The organism is Anaerolineae bacterium, assembly GCA_016931895.1.
In the GTDB taxonomy this organism is placed as follows: Bacteria; Chloroflexota; Anaerolineae; order 4572-78; family J111; genus JAFGNV01.
The window spans coordinates 1-17,637 of sequence record JAFGDY010000031.1; the positions used below are offsets into that span (position 1 = coordinate 1).

9 protein-coding genes are annotated in these 17,637 nt (G+C 53.7%); 6 read left to right on the top strand and 3 right to left on the bottom strand.

Going from position 1 to position 17,637, the window contains the following annotated elements; genetic code table 11:
- Nucleotides 1-125 precede the first annotated feature (125 nt).
- From JW953_02640 to JW953_02655, 4 genes are all read left to right on the top strand, one after another.
- A complete protein-coding gene (locus JW953_02640; protein MBN1991573.1) occupies nt 126-2,969 on the top strand; it encodes a cation-translocating P-type ATPase in 2,844 nt (947 codons plus the stop codon).
- Between the two features lie 284 nt (nt 2,970-3,253).
- The gene (locus JW953_02645; protein ID MBN1991574.1) at nt 3,254-4,879 is read left to right on the top strand and encodes a glycosyltransferase family 39 protein; all 1,626 of its coding nucleotides are present in this window, start codon (nt 3,254-3,256) and stop codon (nt 4,877-4,879) included.
- A complete protein-coding gene (locus tag JW953_02650; GenBank protein MBN1991575.1) occupies nt 4,879-10,737 on the top strand; it encodes a protein kinase in 5,859 nt (1,952 codons plus the stop codon). The genes JW953_02645 and JW953_02650 overlap by 1 nt, the downstream gene beginning before the upstream one ends.
- A gap of 83 nt (nt 10,738-10,820) precedes the next feature.
- A complete protein-coding gene (locus tag JW953_02655; GenBank protein MBN1991576.1) occupies nt 10,821-12,029 on the top strand; it encodes a hypothetical protein in 1,209 nt (402 codons plus the stop codon).
- Nucleotides 12,030-12,054: 25 nt separating this feature from the next.
- Here JW953_02655 and relA read toward each other — a convergent pair whose 3' ends face one another.
- Entirely contained in the window at nt 12,055-14,277 is a 2,223-nt protein-coding gene (gene relA, locus JW953_02660; protein MBN1991577.1) for a GTP diphosphokinase, read from the bottom strand.
- 519 nt (nt 14,278-14,796) lie between these two features.
- Here relA and JW953_02665 point away from each other — a divergent pair.
- Both JW953_02665 and truD read left to right on the top strand, forming a co-directional pair.
- Entirely contained in the window at nt 14,797-15,306 is a 510-nt protein-coding gene (locus JW953_02665; GenBank protein MBN1991578.1) for a pentapeptide repeat-containing protein, read from the top strand.
- A 6-nt stretch (nt 15,307-15,312) separates the two neighbouring features.
- Nucleotides 15,313-16,497: a tRNA pseudouridine(13) synthase TruD gene (truD, locus tag JW953_02670; GenBank protein MBN1991579.1), complete on the top strand. Its 1,185-nt coding sequence runs from the start codon at nt 15,313-15,315 to the stop codon at nt 16,495-16,497.
- A gap of 76 nt (nt 16,498-16,573) precedes the next feature.
- Here the strand turns inward: truD and JW953_02675 are convergent, their stop codons facing one another.
- Nucleotides 16,574-16,921 carry an STAS domain-containing protein gene (locus JW953_02675; protein MBN1991580.1) on the bottom strand — a complete coding sequence of 116 codons (348 nt, stop codon included), beginning with the start codon at nt 16,919-16,921 and terminating at the stop codon, nt 16,574-16,576.
- Between the two features lie 36 nt (nt 16,922-16,957).
- On the bottom strand, nt 16,958-17,437 hold the full coding sequence (locus JW953_02680; protein MBN1991581.1) for an ATP-binding protein: 480 nt from the start codon (nt 17,435-17,437) through the stop codon (nt 16,958-16,960).
- Between the last annotated feature and the right edge of the window lie 200 nt (nt 17,438-17,637).

The following is a 17,637-nucleotide window of genomic DNA, read 5'->3' on the forward strand; positions in this document are numbered from 1 at the left end:
AGGTTATTTTCTTGGATTAACACTCATATAGATTTTCGCCTATTTGAAAAGTGTCAACTTAACTATTCGTAAGAGATGAACCATCCCGATAACCTTAAGTGTAAAAACTGACTGGAGCTTGTTGAATGAAAGTCTCTGAAACCCACAGCCTTTCTATTGAGCGCGTAGCGAGTGAATTTGAGACCGACCTACAGCGCGGACTGAGCGATCATGAAAGCCAGTCCCGGCTGCAAAAATATGGTCCCAACGAGTTAATGGAACGCCCCCGCCCGGGTTTCTTTAAACTGCTTTTTGATCAGTTCAACAATTTTCTGGTTATTATTTTGGTTGTAGCCGCCGCCATCTCCCTGGTTCTGGGGGAATATATTGACGCCTCGGCGATTATGGCGATTGTGGTGTTGAATGCTACCCTGGGAGTCGTTCAGGAATCCAAAGCAGAGCAAGCCCTGGCCGCCCTGAAGAAAATGGCCGCGCCTAACGCCAGCGTCATCCGTAACGGCCGTCAGATCACGATTCCGGCCCGGGCCTTGATCCCCGGGGATATTGTGGTGCTGGACACAGGCAACTATGTTCCGGCAGACGTGCGCCTGGTGGAAAGCGTCAACCTGAAGATAGAGGAAGCGGCACTGACCGGAGAATCGGTGCCGGTAAACAAAAATGCCCAGTTGGTATTGGAAGCGGATATTCCCCTGGGGGATCGGACAAACTCAGCCTTTATGGGCACCATTGTCACCTATGGCCGGGGCAAGGGGCTGGTGACAGCCACAGGGATGCAAACTCAAATTGGACTTATTGCCGAGATGCTCCAAACTTATGAGGATGAAGCTACTCCCTTACAATTAAAACTGGATCAACTGGGTAAATGGCTGGGCATCATCGCTCTGACGATTTGTGCCATCATCTTTGTCATTGGCATTCTGCGCGATACCGGCTTGATGGTTGCCTTTACCGAAGGGATAGCCACTTACCTGAGAGGAAACAGGCATGAAATTGTCGAACTGTTTCTGGTTGCGGTAAGCTTGGCTATTGCGGCTGTGCCGGAGGGATTGCCGGCGGTAGTAACCATCTGTCTGGCTTTGGGCATGCAGCGGATGATCCGCCGCCATGCGCTAATTCGGAAACTGCCGGCCGTGGAAACGCTGGGTTGCGCTACGGTAATTTGCTCGGACAAGACCGGAACCTTGACCCAGAATGAGATGGTGGTGGTGAGGGGATGGGTGGATAAAAAGGTGTTCCGGGTGACAGGGGAGGGATACAATCCTGTTGGGGAATTCTTTTACGTTTCAGATAACACAGATAAAGAGCAACTCTTTGATCCTCGCACGGATATGATGGTTTCGTTTCTTTTGCACGGAGGGCTGTTGTGTAACGACGCCAGACTGGAAGAGGGGGCAGAAACAGAGGATCGCGCCTGGCGAATAGTCGGTGATCCAACCGAAGGGGCGCTGATAACGGCAGCGGGCAAGGCGAGACTGTCTCGGTTGGAAGTGGAAAAGATTTTACCCCGGGTAATGGAAATCCCCTTTGACTCAGAACGCAAGCGCATGACTACCATTCACCAAGTTGAAACGTCGAACAAACAAATTCCGGCCTCTATCTTTGGTGATAGGCCGCTGATTGCCTTTGTGAAAGGAGCGCCCGACATTGTGCTGGAGTATTGCGCCTCTTTTGTTGAAGATGGTCAGGTCCAACCTTTAACTGAAGAGAAACGTCAGGAGATATTGGCCGCCAATCAGGATATGGCTCGCCAGGCCCTGCGGGTGTTAGGTGTGGCCTGCCGGCCCTTAGCGAAATTACCGGCAGAACCTTCGCCGGATATTGTAGAAAAGGATTTAGTTTTTATTGGCCTGCTAGGAATGATTGACCCCGCCCGACCGGAAGTGAAAGAGGCAGTTCAGGTGGCCAAAACAGCCGGGCTAAAAAGCGCAATGGTAACCGGAGACTATCGGGATACAGCGGTGGCCATTGCCAGAGAAATTGGCTTGTTATCGCCGCAGGGGAAAGTGCTTACCGGGGCGGAACTGGATCAAATCAGCGATGAGGCGTTTGTGGACATTGTTGAGCAGGTAGAAGTTTATGCCCGGGTTTCACCCCAGCACAAGGTTAAAATTGTAGAGGCGCTCAAGGCGCGGCACCACATTGTGGCTATGACCGGGGATGGCGTAAACGACGCGCCTGCTTTGCAACGGGCCAATATTGGCGTGGCGATGGGCATTACCGGCACCGATGTCTCCAAAGAAACGGCAGACATGGTGCTGACCGATGACAACTATGCCAGCATTGTGTCGGCCATTGAAGTGGGCCGGGTGATCTATGCCAATATTCGTAAATTTGTGTTTTACCTGCTTGCCTGTAACGTGGGCGAAATTTTGATTATTTTCTTTTCTATGTTAGGGGGACTGCCCATTCCCTTCCGGCCCATTCATTTGCTCTGGCTGAATTTGGTCACCGATGGCGCGCCGGCGCTGGCGCTGGGACTGGAGGAGGGAGAGGCTGACATTATGAAGCAAAAGCCCCGCCCTACCCGGGAACCGGTCATCAACCGTGATATGGCTATTAGTATTGCTGCCGTCTCTCTGGCCGACACAGTTGCCATTTTGAGTGTTTTTTTGATCGCTCTGTCTCGTTTCCCCAACCAGCTTTTGCCAGCTCAAACGATGGCTTACACCACCCTGGTCTGTTCGGAACTCCTGCGAGCCTACACCTCTCGCTCTGAACATCAGTCAATATTTTCCATTGGTATTTTCACAAATCGCTGGATGGTGCTGGCTACATCTGCCTCAATGCTGTTGATGTTGTTAGTGCTCTACGTGCCGTTTCTACAACCATTCTTTAGCACGGTACCTCTAAGTTTAGGCGATTGGTTGGTGATACTACCGTTTATGTTTATCGCGCCTATTACCGCCGAGGTCACCAAGTTCTTTTTGCGACGAAAAAAAGGCCAAACAGCAGCGGCAATGGTAGGCTAAAATTATAGATGCAGGAATGAAAAAAACCTACCTCGCCAGTTCACCCACCCACAATGCATCAGAAATCAACCCATGATAAATTGGTACTAAAACTGCCCCAACTTGGCTATTTAATGATATAATTATTAATACTATATCGAGTGCCCCGTGCGGGAGCAGTGGCAATTTAACAGCTTTATCTGATTACCCCGTTGAAGTATGGACTTGTTATCGGTCAAAACTGCTTCCCGCATTGGCGCGGAAGCAGTTTTTGTTTTTGGCCGATCTGTTGGGGGAGTCAACTTATGGTGAAGAAAGATTTACCCTGGTTAGCTTTAGTAGCCTTCATGCTTACCTGGGCCATTAGCTCGTTATGGTGGCCCTTTGGCCATGATCAAGGCATCTTTGCCTGGGTTGGCGATGTTATTCTGAACGGCGGCACACCCTATCGAGACGCTTGGGAGGTCAAAGGCCCTGCCCCGCATTATGTTTACGCCTTGGCTCAATTTTTATTTGGCCGAACCATGTGGGGGATCAGGCTGTTGGATCTCTGCTTTTTGGCGCTGGGTTTGGCCGCCCTGTGGCGGATTGCCGGCAAACTATCCAATAACACCGCCGCCCGTCTGGCCGTTGCTCTTTTTACCCTCTGGTATGCCGGCGGCGGCTATTGGATGACGGCTCAACCCGACGGTTGGGCGGCGATGCTGCTGGCTGTCGCTGTAGCCTGCCTCATAAATAAAGGAGAAATTATTGGCCTGAAGTCAGCCGCTATCGCCGGAACAATGATTGGGCTTTGTTGCCTGGTGAAACCTATCTATGCCGGTTTCCTTTTATTGGTTGTTATATCCCCTCTCTCCGGCTCACTATTTGCTCCAAAAATTGGACTGCCGCAACCCCTATCCCCTACCGACAAAAAATCTTCCCGGCTTCGTTTCGTCTGGCCTGTGTTGGTTGGGATCGCCTTTTGTGGTCTGGTTATTGCCTTCACCCTGGCCTGGTTTGCCTACCAGGGCGCGCTGGCCGACCTGCTGCAGATCCAATTTGTTTTCAACGGTTCGGTGCATCGCCTGGCGCATGCTTATGGTTTTCTGGACCATGCCTTGCTGGTGCTTGGCTTTATGCAGCAAGGTTGGGTAGCCATTACCTTGCTGCCCGCCGCGCTGGGGATCGCCGTCCTGTGGTCGCAACAACGGCCCGCTGCGGCCGTCATCATCACCTGGACTGTTCTGGCCCTGCTGTGTGTTTTGGTTCAAGAAAAATACTATCCTTATCATTGGTTGTTGTTTTATGGCCCCCTGGCTTTGGCGGCTGGTGTAGGTTTGGCGCACTTAAAAGGCGGGTGGATCCAAAAAAACGTAGTCTCAGCTTCTTATCAGTGGTTCGCCACTGCCACCATCGCCCTGGTTTTGATCCTGGCCTTGATAACCCCCACCCAGTCCATTTTGCGTTGGGCTTTGCGCGTTAATGGTTATGCTTCCTGGGACACCTATTATGAGGGTTTTGGCACCTACGGCTGGGGCGACTTCTCCTTCAAAGCCGACCAAAAAGTAGCTCAATACCTCGCCGCCCGCACCACGGCTCAAGACCCGGTGCTGGTTTGGGGTTTTGAGGTATTGGTTAACTATCTCAGCGGACGACCCTCTCCCACCCGGTTTGGCTATAACTATCCCCTTTCTCGCGGGCGCGAGAACGTAGTAGAGCAGGCGTACCGGGCCGAGTTCATGCAAGCCCTCCAAGCCAACCCTCCCCTCTACATCCTGATTTTGGACCAGGACGTCAATAATCTGATGCCCAAAACCTCCCGCCAATTTTTGAACGACTTCCCGGAATTCAAATCTTATCTCAACAACCACTACTACCTGGAAACAACCATCGAGCATTTCACCCTCTGGCGACGCCAACCCACCTTTGTTGAAATGGCAGGTAGATAATGACCGACCGGCCCGATAAACAACTCGGTAAATATAAAATTGAAACCCTCCTGGGCCGCGGCGGCATGGGTGCGGTCTACAAAGCCTTCCAACCAGGACTTGAGCGAAATGTCGCCATCAAGACCATTCACTCTTACCTGATGCGCGACCCGAATGCGGTCAAGCGTTTTGAACGCGAGGCTAAAATTGTGGCCGGCTTGCGCCATCCCTCCATTGTGCAGGTCCATGATTTTGATGTTGAGGACGACGTCTTTTACATGGTCATGGAGTTTGTGCCGGGTGAAACGCTGGAGAGTCGCTTACAAGCTCTCCAGGCCAAAGGAGAACGGCTGCCCCTGGCGGAAGCCCTCCATCTTTTTCAGGCAATCACCCGGGCTGTGGCTTATGCCCACGCCCAGGGCATTACCCACCAGGATTTAAAACCGGCCAACGTTCTGCTCACCGAGCAGGGCCAGCCTGTTCTGGCCGATTTTGGCCTGTCGAGAATCGTGGACGCGGAACGATTGGACACCCCTGGTTCGGTCAGCGGCACGCCCCAATACATGTCGCCGGAGCAGTGCGCCGGGGAGCTGGGCGATATGCGCAGCGATGTCTATTCGTTAGGCGTGATGTTGTACCAGTTGACCACCGGCGCGTTGCCCTTTAGCGGCAAATCGGCAGTGGCCCTAATCCTCAAGCATATCTCCGAGACCCCGCCCCCGCCACGCCTACTCAACCCGGATTTGCCCGCCGCCATTGAAGAAGTCATCCACAAAACGCTGGCCAAAAATCCGGCCAACCGTTACCCTTCGGCGCAAGAGCTGCTGGCAGCGGTGGAAGATATTGTGGCCCCGGCGGCCCTGTTTGGCGAAGAATTGGCGCCGCCCACAGACAGCCGTTGTCCCTACCGGGGGTTACAGGCTTTTGAAGAGGAACATGCCGAGTTTTATTTTGGCCGCGAAGCCCTGATCGGCCGCTTGTCGGAAAAGTTAAAACAAACACTTACTGCGACAGCCGCGGGAGAAACCCAAACCAGCCGTTTTCTGGCAGTGCTGGGGGCCTCAGGCAGCGGCAAATCTTCGTTAGTGCAGGCCGGGCTGATTCCGGCCCTGCGGCTGGGGGTATTGCCAGGCAGCGACCGGTGGGTCATCCGGGTAATGAAGCCCGGTAGCCGTCCTCTGGAAGAATTAGCCTGGCAATTGGCCGCCATCCTGGGCGGTGAAGAAAGATCAGAGGCCAAAAATCGCCTGTTCAAACAATTGACCGTTGACGGGCGCACCCTCCACCTGTTGACCCGCATGGCCTGGTGGCGAACCGCGCCGGAATGTCGCCTGCTGTTGGTGATTGATCAATTTGAGGAACTTTTTACCCTTTGTCGCAACGAGGCCGAGCGGGAGAGTTTTATTGAAAACCTGCTCTATGCGGCAGCGGTTAACACGGGCCGCGTCATTGTCCTTTTGACCATGCGGGCCGACTTCTACCATCGTTGCGCGGCCCACCGTGATCTGGCTAACCGTATTTCGGCGCAGCAGCTTTTGGTTGGCCCCATGAATGAGGCCGAACTGCGGCGCGCTATTGAGCAACCGGCCCTGCGCGTAGGGCTGCGTTTTGAAGCGGGCCTGATCAACGCCATTCTGGCCGACGTAGCCGACCAGCCGGGCGCTTTGCCGCTGTTGCAGCATGCCTTGTTAGAATTGTGGGAAAACAGGTACGGTCCTCTGCTGCTGCTGCGGGCCTATCAGACCAGCGGCGGCGTATCCGGGGCCATTGCCCGGCGGGCCGACATGCTTTACCAGAGTTTTAGCCCCGCCGAACAAACCATTGTCCGGCAGGTGATGCTGCGCCTGACCCAGCCGGGCGAAGGCACCGAAGACACCCGGCGGCGGGCGCGGCGGAGCGAACTGCTTTTGGGCGCGGGCCGGGCCGGGCCGGACGATAGCCACCTTCATGCCCAAACCGTAGAGCGGGTGCTCCAGCGGCTAACCGATGCCCGCTTGATTACCACCAGCCGAGATGCCGACACCGGCTGGGAGTACGTTGACGTGGCCCACGAAGCCCTCATCCGGGGTTGGACGCGCTTGCGGCAGTGGATTGACCGAGATCGTGAATCTCTGCGCACGCACCGGCGGCTAACCGAAGCCGCCGCCGAGTGGGAACGATTTGACCACGATGCAAGCTACCTCTATCGCGGGGCGCGGCTGGCCGAAGCGGAAGAATGGGGCCAGGCGCATAGCGGCGAACTGAATGTGTTGGAACAGCAATTTTTGCAGGCCAGCGTGCAGTTGCGGGATCAGGAGCTATTAGCGCTGGAAGCCCGGCGTCAGCGTGAATTGGAGCAGGCCCAGGCTTTGGCCAAAGCCGAGCGTCGGCGAGCCGAAGAGCAAGCCAGAGCCACCCGTCGTTTGCGCCGGTTGGCCCTGGCTCTGGCAGTTGTATTTTTACTGGCCCTGGCAGCCGCCATTCTGGCCTGGACTCAGCAGCAACGCGCCGGGGTCAACGAACAACTTGCCCGGGAGCAAGCCGCTGTGGCTCTGGCGGCGGAGCAAGTTGCCGAAACCCGGCGCCTGGAAGCGGAAACCGCCCAGGCCGAAGCCGTGGCGGCCAAAAACGAAGCCGAACAGTCGGCCCGGCAGGCTCGCGCCGGGCAATTGGCGGCCCAAGCGCAGACAGCCGCCCTTGAACATTATCCACAGCGGAGTTTGCTGCTGGCCGCCGAAGCCTTGAATATTAATTTGCAGGCCGGTGCCCCTCCCCTGCCTTCTGCCGAAAATGCCCTCCGCCAAAATCTGGCCGATTCTGGCGGGCGCAGCCTGATTGGCCAGGATGACCTGCTCACGACTATGGCCATCAGCCCTGACCACCGCTGGCTGGTTACGGCCAGCGGCGCCATCGCCCGCCTGTGGTCCCTGCCTCCCGTCTCTTCTTCCCCAAGAGCAACCGGCGCTCCCTTTATTCTGTCCGGTCACCGGTCGCCCCTCACCACCATTGCCTTCAGCCCGGCGCCGTTGGCCGGGGATACAGGTAAACGCTGGCTGGCTACCGGCGATGAGAGCGGCGTGGTCCGTTTATGGGATGTGTCGGCGCAGTTTACGACAGAAAACACATCCGAAACAGAATTGACGATCCCCTCTCTTGACCTGGCCGGCCATAACGCGGCGATCACGGCCATCGTCTTCAGCCCCGATCAGCGCTGGCTGGTGACCGGCAGTGCGGATACAACGGTGCGGCTGTGGGATCTCTCCACTTTGCTTGACTCCGGCTTGCCCTTAACAGACGTCTCGGCCGCCGAAGGTTTGGCCGCCATACCTTCAATTACCTTATCTGACCATCAGTCCCCAATTACGACCCTGGCGATCAGCTCTGCTTCTCCTGAGGCATACACCGACCATCATTGGTTGGTCACCGGCGATGAGAGCGGCGTTGCTTACCTATGGAATGTTTCCGCCATTCTTAGAGCCGGGTTGGCCGCAGCCGGTGCCTTTTCGGCGGAAAATTTGATTGCGCCGTCCGCTATCTTAAGCGGCCATCAGGCGGCTATCACGGCCATTGTCATCAGCCCCGACCGGCGCTGGCTGGCCACCGGCAGCGACGATGCCACGGCCCGTTTGTGGAGTTTCTCGGCCTTACTTGAACCCGACCAAAATCGAAATCAGGACGCGCCGGAGACAAGCCCCCCCTCTATTGTTTTGCCCAACCAAAGTTTTGTCACAGTTATGGCCGCCAGCCCCGACGGTCGCTGGTTGGCTATTGGCAGTTGGGATAATACGGCGCGGTTGTGGGATGCGCCGGCCTTGCTTGAGCTTGGTCTGAGCCGGGATCGGGGCGCGGCAGGTTCCGCTGTTGCGCCTGTTGTGTTGCGGGGGCACGATGAGCCGGTTTTGGCCGTAGGATTCAGCCCCGATAACCACTGGCTGGTGACCGGCAGCAGCGATCACACCGCCCGGCTCTGGGATTTGACCGCGCCGGACCCGGCGGCCACGTCCATCATCTTGCGCGGCCACGAAGCCGGGATTGTGGCTGTGTCCATCAACGTTACATCTGAAAATGCTTCCGATAGTTCTTGGCTCATCACCGGCAGCAGCGATGCCACGGCGCGGCAGTGGGATTTGGGCCAGGCCCCGGATTCTATTGCCGCTACGCCCCTTGTTTTGCGTAGTCCGGCCAATGCTTCCCTCACCGCTGTGGCTGCCAGCCCCGACAACCGCTGGTTGGTTATGGCCGCTACTGGCAATAATACGCTTAGTTTGTGGAATATGCCGGCCGTGGTGGGTGTGGATATTCCAGATAGCTCCCATGAAGACCCCGCGCCCATTGTTTTGGGTGGCCCGGAAGCGACGGTTACGGCTGTGGCTATTTCCGATGTAGCGAATGACTCGCACCGCCGCTGGTTGGTTGCGGGCGATGAGAGCGGGGCTGTGAGCTTATGGAATTTGTCCGTTCCGGCGGCGGCTGAGCCTATTGTTCTGCCCGGCCATACTGCCGCGGTCACTACCATCGCCATCAGCCCCGACAATGGTTGGCTGGTTAGCGGCAGCGATGATACTACCATTCGGCTGTGGAATTTACGCAGCGGTTCAGCTTCAGCGACCCCTCTTGTTTTGTCTGGCCACGAAGGGGCTATCACGGCTCTGGCCGTTAGCCCCAATAGCCGTTGGTTAGTGTCCGGCAGTGGGGATAACACGGGGCGTTTGTGGAATGTGGTAAGCCTACTTGATGCGGATACGTCCGACCCGGCTGACTCGTCTATTCTTCTGCGCAGCCATGAGGGTGCAATTAGCGACATTGTTATCAGCCCAAACAGCCGTTGGCTGGTTACGGCCAGTAGCGATCATACCGCCCGGCTGTGGAACGTGGATTTTACGGCGGCCGGCATCAAAACGGTGGCCGCGCCGCTTATTTTGCAGGGCCACGAAGATAAGGTTTTGGCGCTGGCTATCAGCCCCGATAGTCGCTGGTTGGCGACCGGCAGCAGCGATCATACGGCCCGTCTGTGGAATCTGCCGGATGTTGTGGGCACGGCTTCGCCTGGAAGGGTAATTACAAACTCCCTTGTTTTGCCCGGCCACGACAAGCCTGTTTTGGCTGTTGCCATTGGACCTGAAAAAGGGGAAGGTAATTATTGGCTGATTACCGCCGGGGGTGATGGTGTTGCCAGAGTATGGGATTTACCGGATGCGCTCACCTCAACCGCGATTCCCGTTGTTTTGACGGGTCACACCAGACCTGTTTTTGCGGCGGCTATTCGTTCTGTTCTGTCTGGGGATGGGGTGAGTAAACCCTGGGTGATTACGGCCGGTAACGATAATACCGTCCGTTTTTGGCCGTTGCCCCCGGAAGATTTGCTTGAGCTTGCCTGTGACACGGCCGGCCGTAATTTTACGCAGGCGGAGTGGGCGCAGTATTTCCCGGGGCAGGCGTATCGCAAAACTTGTGTGGATTTGCCGGCCCATCGTTCGGCGATTGGGGCAGCGTTTGACCGGGCCAATGCCCTGCTCCAAACCGGCGACCGGCGGGGGGCGTTGGCGGCTTATAGCCGGGTTGTTGATTGGGCAGGGGAGACGCAGGATGTATATCTGAACAGCCTCATCTGTTGGCAGGGCAGCCTTGAGGGTTTGGCCGAAATTGTGCTGCCCGCCTGCGAGTACGCCGTGCAATTAGCCCCCACCGACGGCGCGTTACGCGACAATCGCGGTCTGGCCTATGCCCTAACCGGAAGCTATCCCGACGCTATTGCGGATTTTAAATATTTTGTGACCTGGTCAAAAGAGACTGGTTTGTACCAACCGTATGGCCGGCGACGAGAAGCCTGGATTATTGAGCTAGAAGCAGGACGCAACCCTTTTAATGCGGACCTGCTGGAGTCATTACGAACCGAATAAATGAATTCTTCCGGGTGTCTATGAGTAAGATCAGGTAAGCTCAGTGGAATTCTAATTGTGGTAAAGTTTGGAGGAAAACACCGATGAAAGAGAGAATTTTGAGTTTTGTGGTGGTTATTCTTTTTATTGTGGGCCTGGTTTTGTTTTTGCCGGTGCTGGTGCTAAAAGGGTCAAAGGGCGAAATAGGCTGGCTTGCTTTTGAATTGGCCATAGGGGGGTATGGAGAAGAGATCCCTGCCGGCGAGGATGGCGACGGTGATGATACCCCTTCCCCACCCCCAGACCAGGTAGACCCTCATCAAAACAAGATGGCCAGAGACCCCAATACCCCTGGCATCTACGTGTGGTTTCCCCAGGGGGCTACGTCGGTGCCTGTCGAAGTCAGAACTTATTATTCAAGTTTGCCGCCGGGGTTGCCGGCGCTGCCGGGTAATGTAGGCTCGCCTTTCTTTTTCGGGGCCTGGATCAGGGGTGAGGGCGTTACGCTCAACAAATTCAATCCGCCCATTGTGCTCAATGCGCCCTATGGCAATGCCGGTGTGTCTCAACGGTCCGTTGAAACTCCAGGGGCCGGTGGTTTGAGTTTTTTAAGCGGCTGGCCGTTGGTGCTGGCCGCGCAGCCGGCTTTGCCTCTTCTTGTCCCTTCTGAAGTTGTTTTGGCCCCTTATGGCATGCTTCCGCCCACTCAGGAACAACAATTGCGGCTTAATATGTACAATCCGGCTACTGAGTCGTGGGAAAAGTTATGTAGTAGTGTTAATGTTTATACCAAACGTGTTTCCGGGGTTTTGGCTCTGCCTACCCCCTTTGAAGCCGGGGGTAATACGCTATTGGCGATAGCGGTTGATGACACGCCCCCGTTGAGCCAGGTTGTAGATGAGCAAGGCATGACCACTCTCTCCCTTGAGGGTGTTAGAACCAGGCTCCAAGTTTTGCCCGGCACCGTTGAGCAGGGAGTTCATTTTGAAGTGACCCTATTGGCTGGCGTTCCCGACCAGGCGGGGCTTAAATTGCTGGCCGATCCGATAGACATCAAGGCTTGCCAGGTTGATCACATTATCAATGAAAAAAGCACGCAGATCACCCAATTCTCCAAGCCGTTGGGCCTTGAGTTTGATTATGAGGCCGATATTTTGGCCAGCGCCGGCGGCAAGGCGAATGTGACCATTGTGGTCTTGCAGAATGGTCAGTGGGCTGATCTGGAGGAGTTTGGCTACCAGGTTATCCGGGATGAAGACAAAATTAAAGTTGACACGGATCGGTTGGGAACATTTAGTTTGGCAGCCAGGTAAAGCGGTGAATAAGTTCTGGCCATTCTTAAGTCCGCCGTCTGGCCCTGAGGACATTGGGTAGTTGTTCTATCAGAGCCAGTATCCGGCTGAGTTGGTCAATGCCGGTTACTTCCAGGGTGGCAAATACAGTGGCGGAGTGGTCCTTTTTTTTGGTGGTCACATTAACCGAACTGAGGTTGATTTTTTCATTGGCTACCACCGCCGTAATATCGCGCAAAAGGCCGGGTCGGTCAAACGACTCAATCTGGATGTCAATGGGATAGGTTTTATCCCCGGTTATATCCCAGTCAACTTCAATCAGCCGCTCGCGCCGTTCATCGTCAAAACGCAAGATGTTGGGACAATCACGGCGGTGAATGGTGACTCCCCGGCCCCGCGTAATGTAACCAATAATGTTATTGTCGCCCGGCACGGGCCGGCAGCATTGGGCCAAAGTGGTAAGAAGGTTGCCCACCCCCTGGATTCTCATATCCGTGGGGGTGATGGTGGCCGGAGTTAGGCCTGGTGTGGGTAAATGCAAAACCTCTTCTTCTGGCGCTGCGGTTGCTTCAACCACATCGTTAATGGCATTGATAATGTGCGACATGCTGATGTCGCTGCGGCCGATGGCGGCTAAAAAGTCGTCAACCTTGTCAAAGTTAAAACGATGCGCCAGCTTTTCGTAATTTACTTCCAGCACTCCCAGCCGATGTAATTCCCGGTCAAGAATATTGCGGCCCTGGGAAACATTTTCCTCGTAATTTTGATACTTGAACCAATAACGAACTTTGGCCCTGGCTCGCCCGGTTTTGATATAACCCAGGTGATTGTTGAGCCAGTCGCGGCTGGGGCCGCCGCGTTTAGCGGTTAGAATTTCTATCTGGTCCCCGTTTTTTAATTGGTAATTCAAGGGCACAATTTTGCCGTTGATTTTGGCCCCCCGGCAGCGATGGCCCACTTCGGTGTGAATATAGTAGGCAAAATCAATGGGCGTTGCGCCCGAGGGCAAATCAATCACATCACCCTTGGGGGTAAGCACGTGCACCCGGTCTTCAAAAACCTCGGCTTTAACTTGGTTGATGAATTCGGTAGCGTCGGCCACGTCTTCTTTCCACTCCATTACTTGACGTAGCCAGGTTATTTTTTGATCAAAACCCGGATCAGATTTTGCGCCTTCCTTGTATCGCCAATGGGCGGCTACGCCCAGTTCGGCCTCTTGATGCATGCCATAAGTGCGAATTTGCACTTCTATGGTTTTGCCGTCGGAACTGACCACGGCGGTATGGAGAGAGCGATAAAAATTGTCCTTGGGCGCGGCAATATAGTCGTCAAATTCACCGGGGATGGGACGCCACAGGGTATGCACAATGCCCAATACCGCATAACAATCCGATACTTTATTGACCAGAACCCGCAGCCCGCGCACGTCATAAATTTGATCAAAGGTAACCCCTTTGCGTTGCATTTTTCGCCAAATGCTATAGATATGTTTGGGGCGGCCGCTCACGTCGGCCTGAAGGCCCTGTTTGCGTAGTTCTGTTTCCAGTTTTTTAACAATCTGCTCAATGTATTGTTCTCGATTGATCCGGCGCTCATCAATCATTCTTGCAATCTGTTTGTACAGTTCCGGCTCCAGATACCGAAAGGCCAAATCTTCCAGTTCCCATTTGATTTGCCAGATACCCAGGCGATTGGCCAGGGGAGCAAAAATTTCCAGGGTTTCTTTAGCAATCCGCTGGCGTTTGTCTTCCCGTAAAGATCCCAGGGTGCGCATGTTGTGGGTCCGGTCGGCCAGCTTGATCAACACAACCCGCACGTCGTCAACCATGGCCAATAACATCTTGCGTAAACTTTCGGCCTGGGCGCGTTCTTTTTTGCTCTTTCTGGTTTGGCCCCGATACTCCTGAATTTGGCCCATTTTGGTTACGCCGTCAACCAATTTGGCCACGCTTGGCCCAAATTCTGTTTCTATCTCTTCCAGGGTAACCATTGTATCTTCGGGAACATCGTGTAAAATGGCGGCGGCAATGGTTTCGTAATCCAGGCGGAGATCGGCCAGGATATTGGCCACAGCCAATGAATGTTGAAAATAGGGTTCGCCGGAGGCGCGAGTTTGGCCATGGTGGGCCTGCTGGGCTACTTCACAAGCCCGGCGGATAAGGGCCATCTCCGTTGGCGATCGCCCATTCGCAATCGAATCCAGCCAACTTTCAAATTCTAACGCATCTTTGCTGGTAATTTCAGAATGTTGATCTTTAACCGCAACCATTTAATGACCCTGATGAAAGTATTGGATAAAGATAGTATACTGCCAACCCAATGTTTAAGCAATGGTTTTCTGGGCCAAAAAAGATGTAACCCATAAAAGTGACATTTGTCACTGTTTGGTAGTGACAAGTGACACTATACTGTAAATTAAAGCTATGCTATCCTGATAAAGCAGCATCGGACAGAGGCAAAAGGATTTTGTCCTTTTGCCTCTCCTCCTCGAGCCGGCAGGTTCCCCCCACCTGCCGGTCTTTTTATTTTCTGAGAATGACTTGCACTTCAACATAAGAATGTTATAATCGAATTATAATGATTTGAGTTGAAATAGTTACAACCTCAATCTTTTTTCTCAACTTAGGCTTAAGCATTAATTGACTTCTCCCATTAAGCTAAAAATATCAGGCGATTTAGCTACAAAATGGGGATGTTATGAAATTCTAAGCCCTTATCGAGACCCGGTTAACGTGTCTACTTTTTTGAGTATATCTTCTTACAAATTTTGCGGAGAGATAGCGGCCCAATGAAAACAAGAACCTCGGAAGAAATCCTCAGACAGTTTAGGAGCGGATTTAAAGATTTTACGGGAGTGACCGTTCAAGAGGGCAACTTTTCTAAGACCAGATTGGTTGGCATTATCTTTGAGGGGGCTACGTTGATGGGGTGCAACTTTGCCGAGTCTATTTTGCAGGGAGCTTCCTTTAGCGCTGCCAATCTGCGAGGAGCTATCTTTCGGCGGGCAAATCTGGCCAAAGCCAATCTAAAGGGCGCCGATTTTCGGGGCGCCGACTTGCGCGCTGTTGATTTCAGCGGGGCGGATTTGCGCTGGACCAATCTGGAAGGCGTTAATTTGGCCGGTTCAATTATTGCGGGCGCCAATTTTGACGGAGCCAACCTGAAAAACGCCAACCTCAAAGGAACAAATCCGGGCAAATTGTGGTGGAAGGCTAACTTGGATGAGGCCAAGTTAGATAATACCATCTTGCCTGATGGCACGGTATTTGGTCGGGCCAACGCAGCTAAAGCGGAGTGAACAAATTTGTCTTATCTCACCCATACCCAACCTGGTATTGGCGGACAATTAAAGGTTGAGCCGGAAGATTTTTTTGTTGAAGAAATCCCCCTTTATTTGCCAAGCGGCCAGGGCCAGCACGTTTACGTTGAAATCGAAAAGCGTGGTTTGTCGTCCAATGCCGCCCGGAAAAAAATAGCGGGCGCGCTGGGTGTTTCGCCGCATCAGATTGGTTACGCCGGTTTAAAGGATGCTCAAGCGGTCACCCGGCAAACTTTTTCCATTGACAATGTGGCCCCGCAAGCGGTTGAGGCGCTCAATCTCCCCCAGATCAAAATTTTGCAGGTCAATCGGCATCATAATAAATTAAAGGTTGGCCACCTGGCCGGCAATCGTTTTGTGATCAAGGTGCGTGAGGTGACGCAAACGGCCTTGCCCTTGGCCGAGGCTATTCTGGCTACTCTGGCGGCAAAAGGCGTGCCTAACTTTTTTGGCGAGCAGCGTTTTGGTAATCGTGCCAATACACATCGCCTGGGTGAGTTGCTCATTCGCCAGGATGTGGCCGAATTTGTAGCGGAGTACCTGGGGCGACCCCAACCGCAAGAGTCCGCCTCTGCCCAGGCCGCGCGACAATTGGTAGATGCCGGTTGTTGGGTCGAAGCCCTGGCTCGCTGGCCCGGCGCCCTGTTTGACGAGCGGCGCGTGCTGGCCGCTATTGTGCGGGCAGAAGGTCAACTTGATGGCGTTTTTCGGGCGTTAGATAAAAAGTCAAAGCAGTTTTTTGTGTCGGCCTTTCAGTCTGAATTATTCAATGAGTTGTTGGCCCAACGGCTGGACAGCCTGGAGCAATTGCAAAAGGGCGACGTGGCTTATATTCACGGCAAAGGCGCGGCTTTTATTGTGGAAAACGTGCCGGCCGAACAACCTCGCGCTGACGCCTTTGAAATCAGTCCGGCCGGACCACTTTTTGGTCCTAAGATGTTACCGGCCCAGGGCGCGCCCGGTCAACAAGAGCAGGCTGTATTGGCCAAATGGGGTTTAACCAGGGATGATTTTAAGGTGCCTGGTTTGAAGATGCGGGGGGCGCGCCGGCCATATCGTTTTAAGTTAAAACATGCTAAAGTGTGGTGGGACGATGGCTTGTTGGTTTCGTTTGAACTACCGGCCGGGGCTTATGCTACTACGGTGATGGCCGAGATCATGAAAACTTGAGAGCTCATGGGGCATGCAAAAAGCCACACCATTCCCGTGTGGCTTTTTTGTGGTGAAACATTATGTTTGGCCGAGATTAGTTGAGCGCGGACAAAGCGTCGGCCACCGAGGGATAAAGGTCGGCGTATTGGGTGAGACCAACCATACGAAAGATTTTTTGAAAATGGACGCTCAAGCCGGTCATCAGGAGTTTTTGATCTTTTTTGCGCGCCTCGGTGACCACGCCGATGAGGATAGCAATTCCCGCGCTATTGATGTAGTCGTTTTCCCGAAAATTAAAGATGATGTTGATGGCCCCATCGGCTGAAGCGGTTTGGTAGGCCTGGTTAATGGCATCTTCGGCAAAAGTGGTGACATCGCCCACCAGGTCTATCACTGTAGCGCCGTTTTCTTCTCTTATAGAGACCTGGATTTCATCACTCATGGTATTGCCCCTCTCTCTTGAACAGATTTACTGACGTTATTCATTTATGTTTTCAGACTCAGGCGTTTTTGTATCATCGGCCATCCGGTAGATAACCATTCGAAATTGATTGCCGCCATGTTCGTCGTCGGCTTCGACAAATCCGGCCTCGTCTACCAATTCTCGAATAATGAAAAGCCCCATCCCGCCCAGCCGTTTTTTGCCCTCCACCATGCCGTCAATATCTGGAATGTCTATCACGCCCGGGGGAGTGCCACTGGCGCCAGGGTCTTTGATCAGAATATCAAGTTTATCCTCATCGGCGGTGAGTACCACAACCACTTTCATCCGGGCATCTGCTCCGCCGCCGTACCGAATGGCATTGGTGCAAGCTTCGCTAACTGCCGTTTTGATGTCTTCTGTTTTTTGCTCGTCAAAGTTCAGGCGACGGGCAACAGTAGCCACCGCTTCCCGGGCTATTTTTTCGTAGCCGAGTTCGCTGGGAATTTTTAACTCTACAATCCGGCTGCTTTGCAAGCACCTGTCCCCTTTCTATAATCAAGTTCGAGCCGATTATACCATAAACTTTAAATAAGTGGAAGTGGGATATTAGGGCCAAGCTGTTACAATGGGTTCAGTTTTTATGAGTGAGAACTCGACTTTTGCAGTGACATAAGATTTAACATTAACAAGAAAATATGGGATAATAAAGGTCAAGCTAATCGGTATTCAAATGC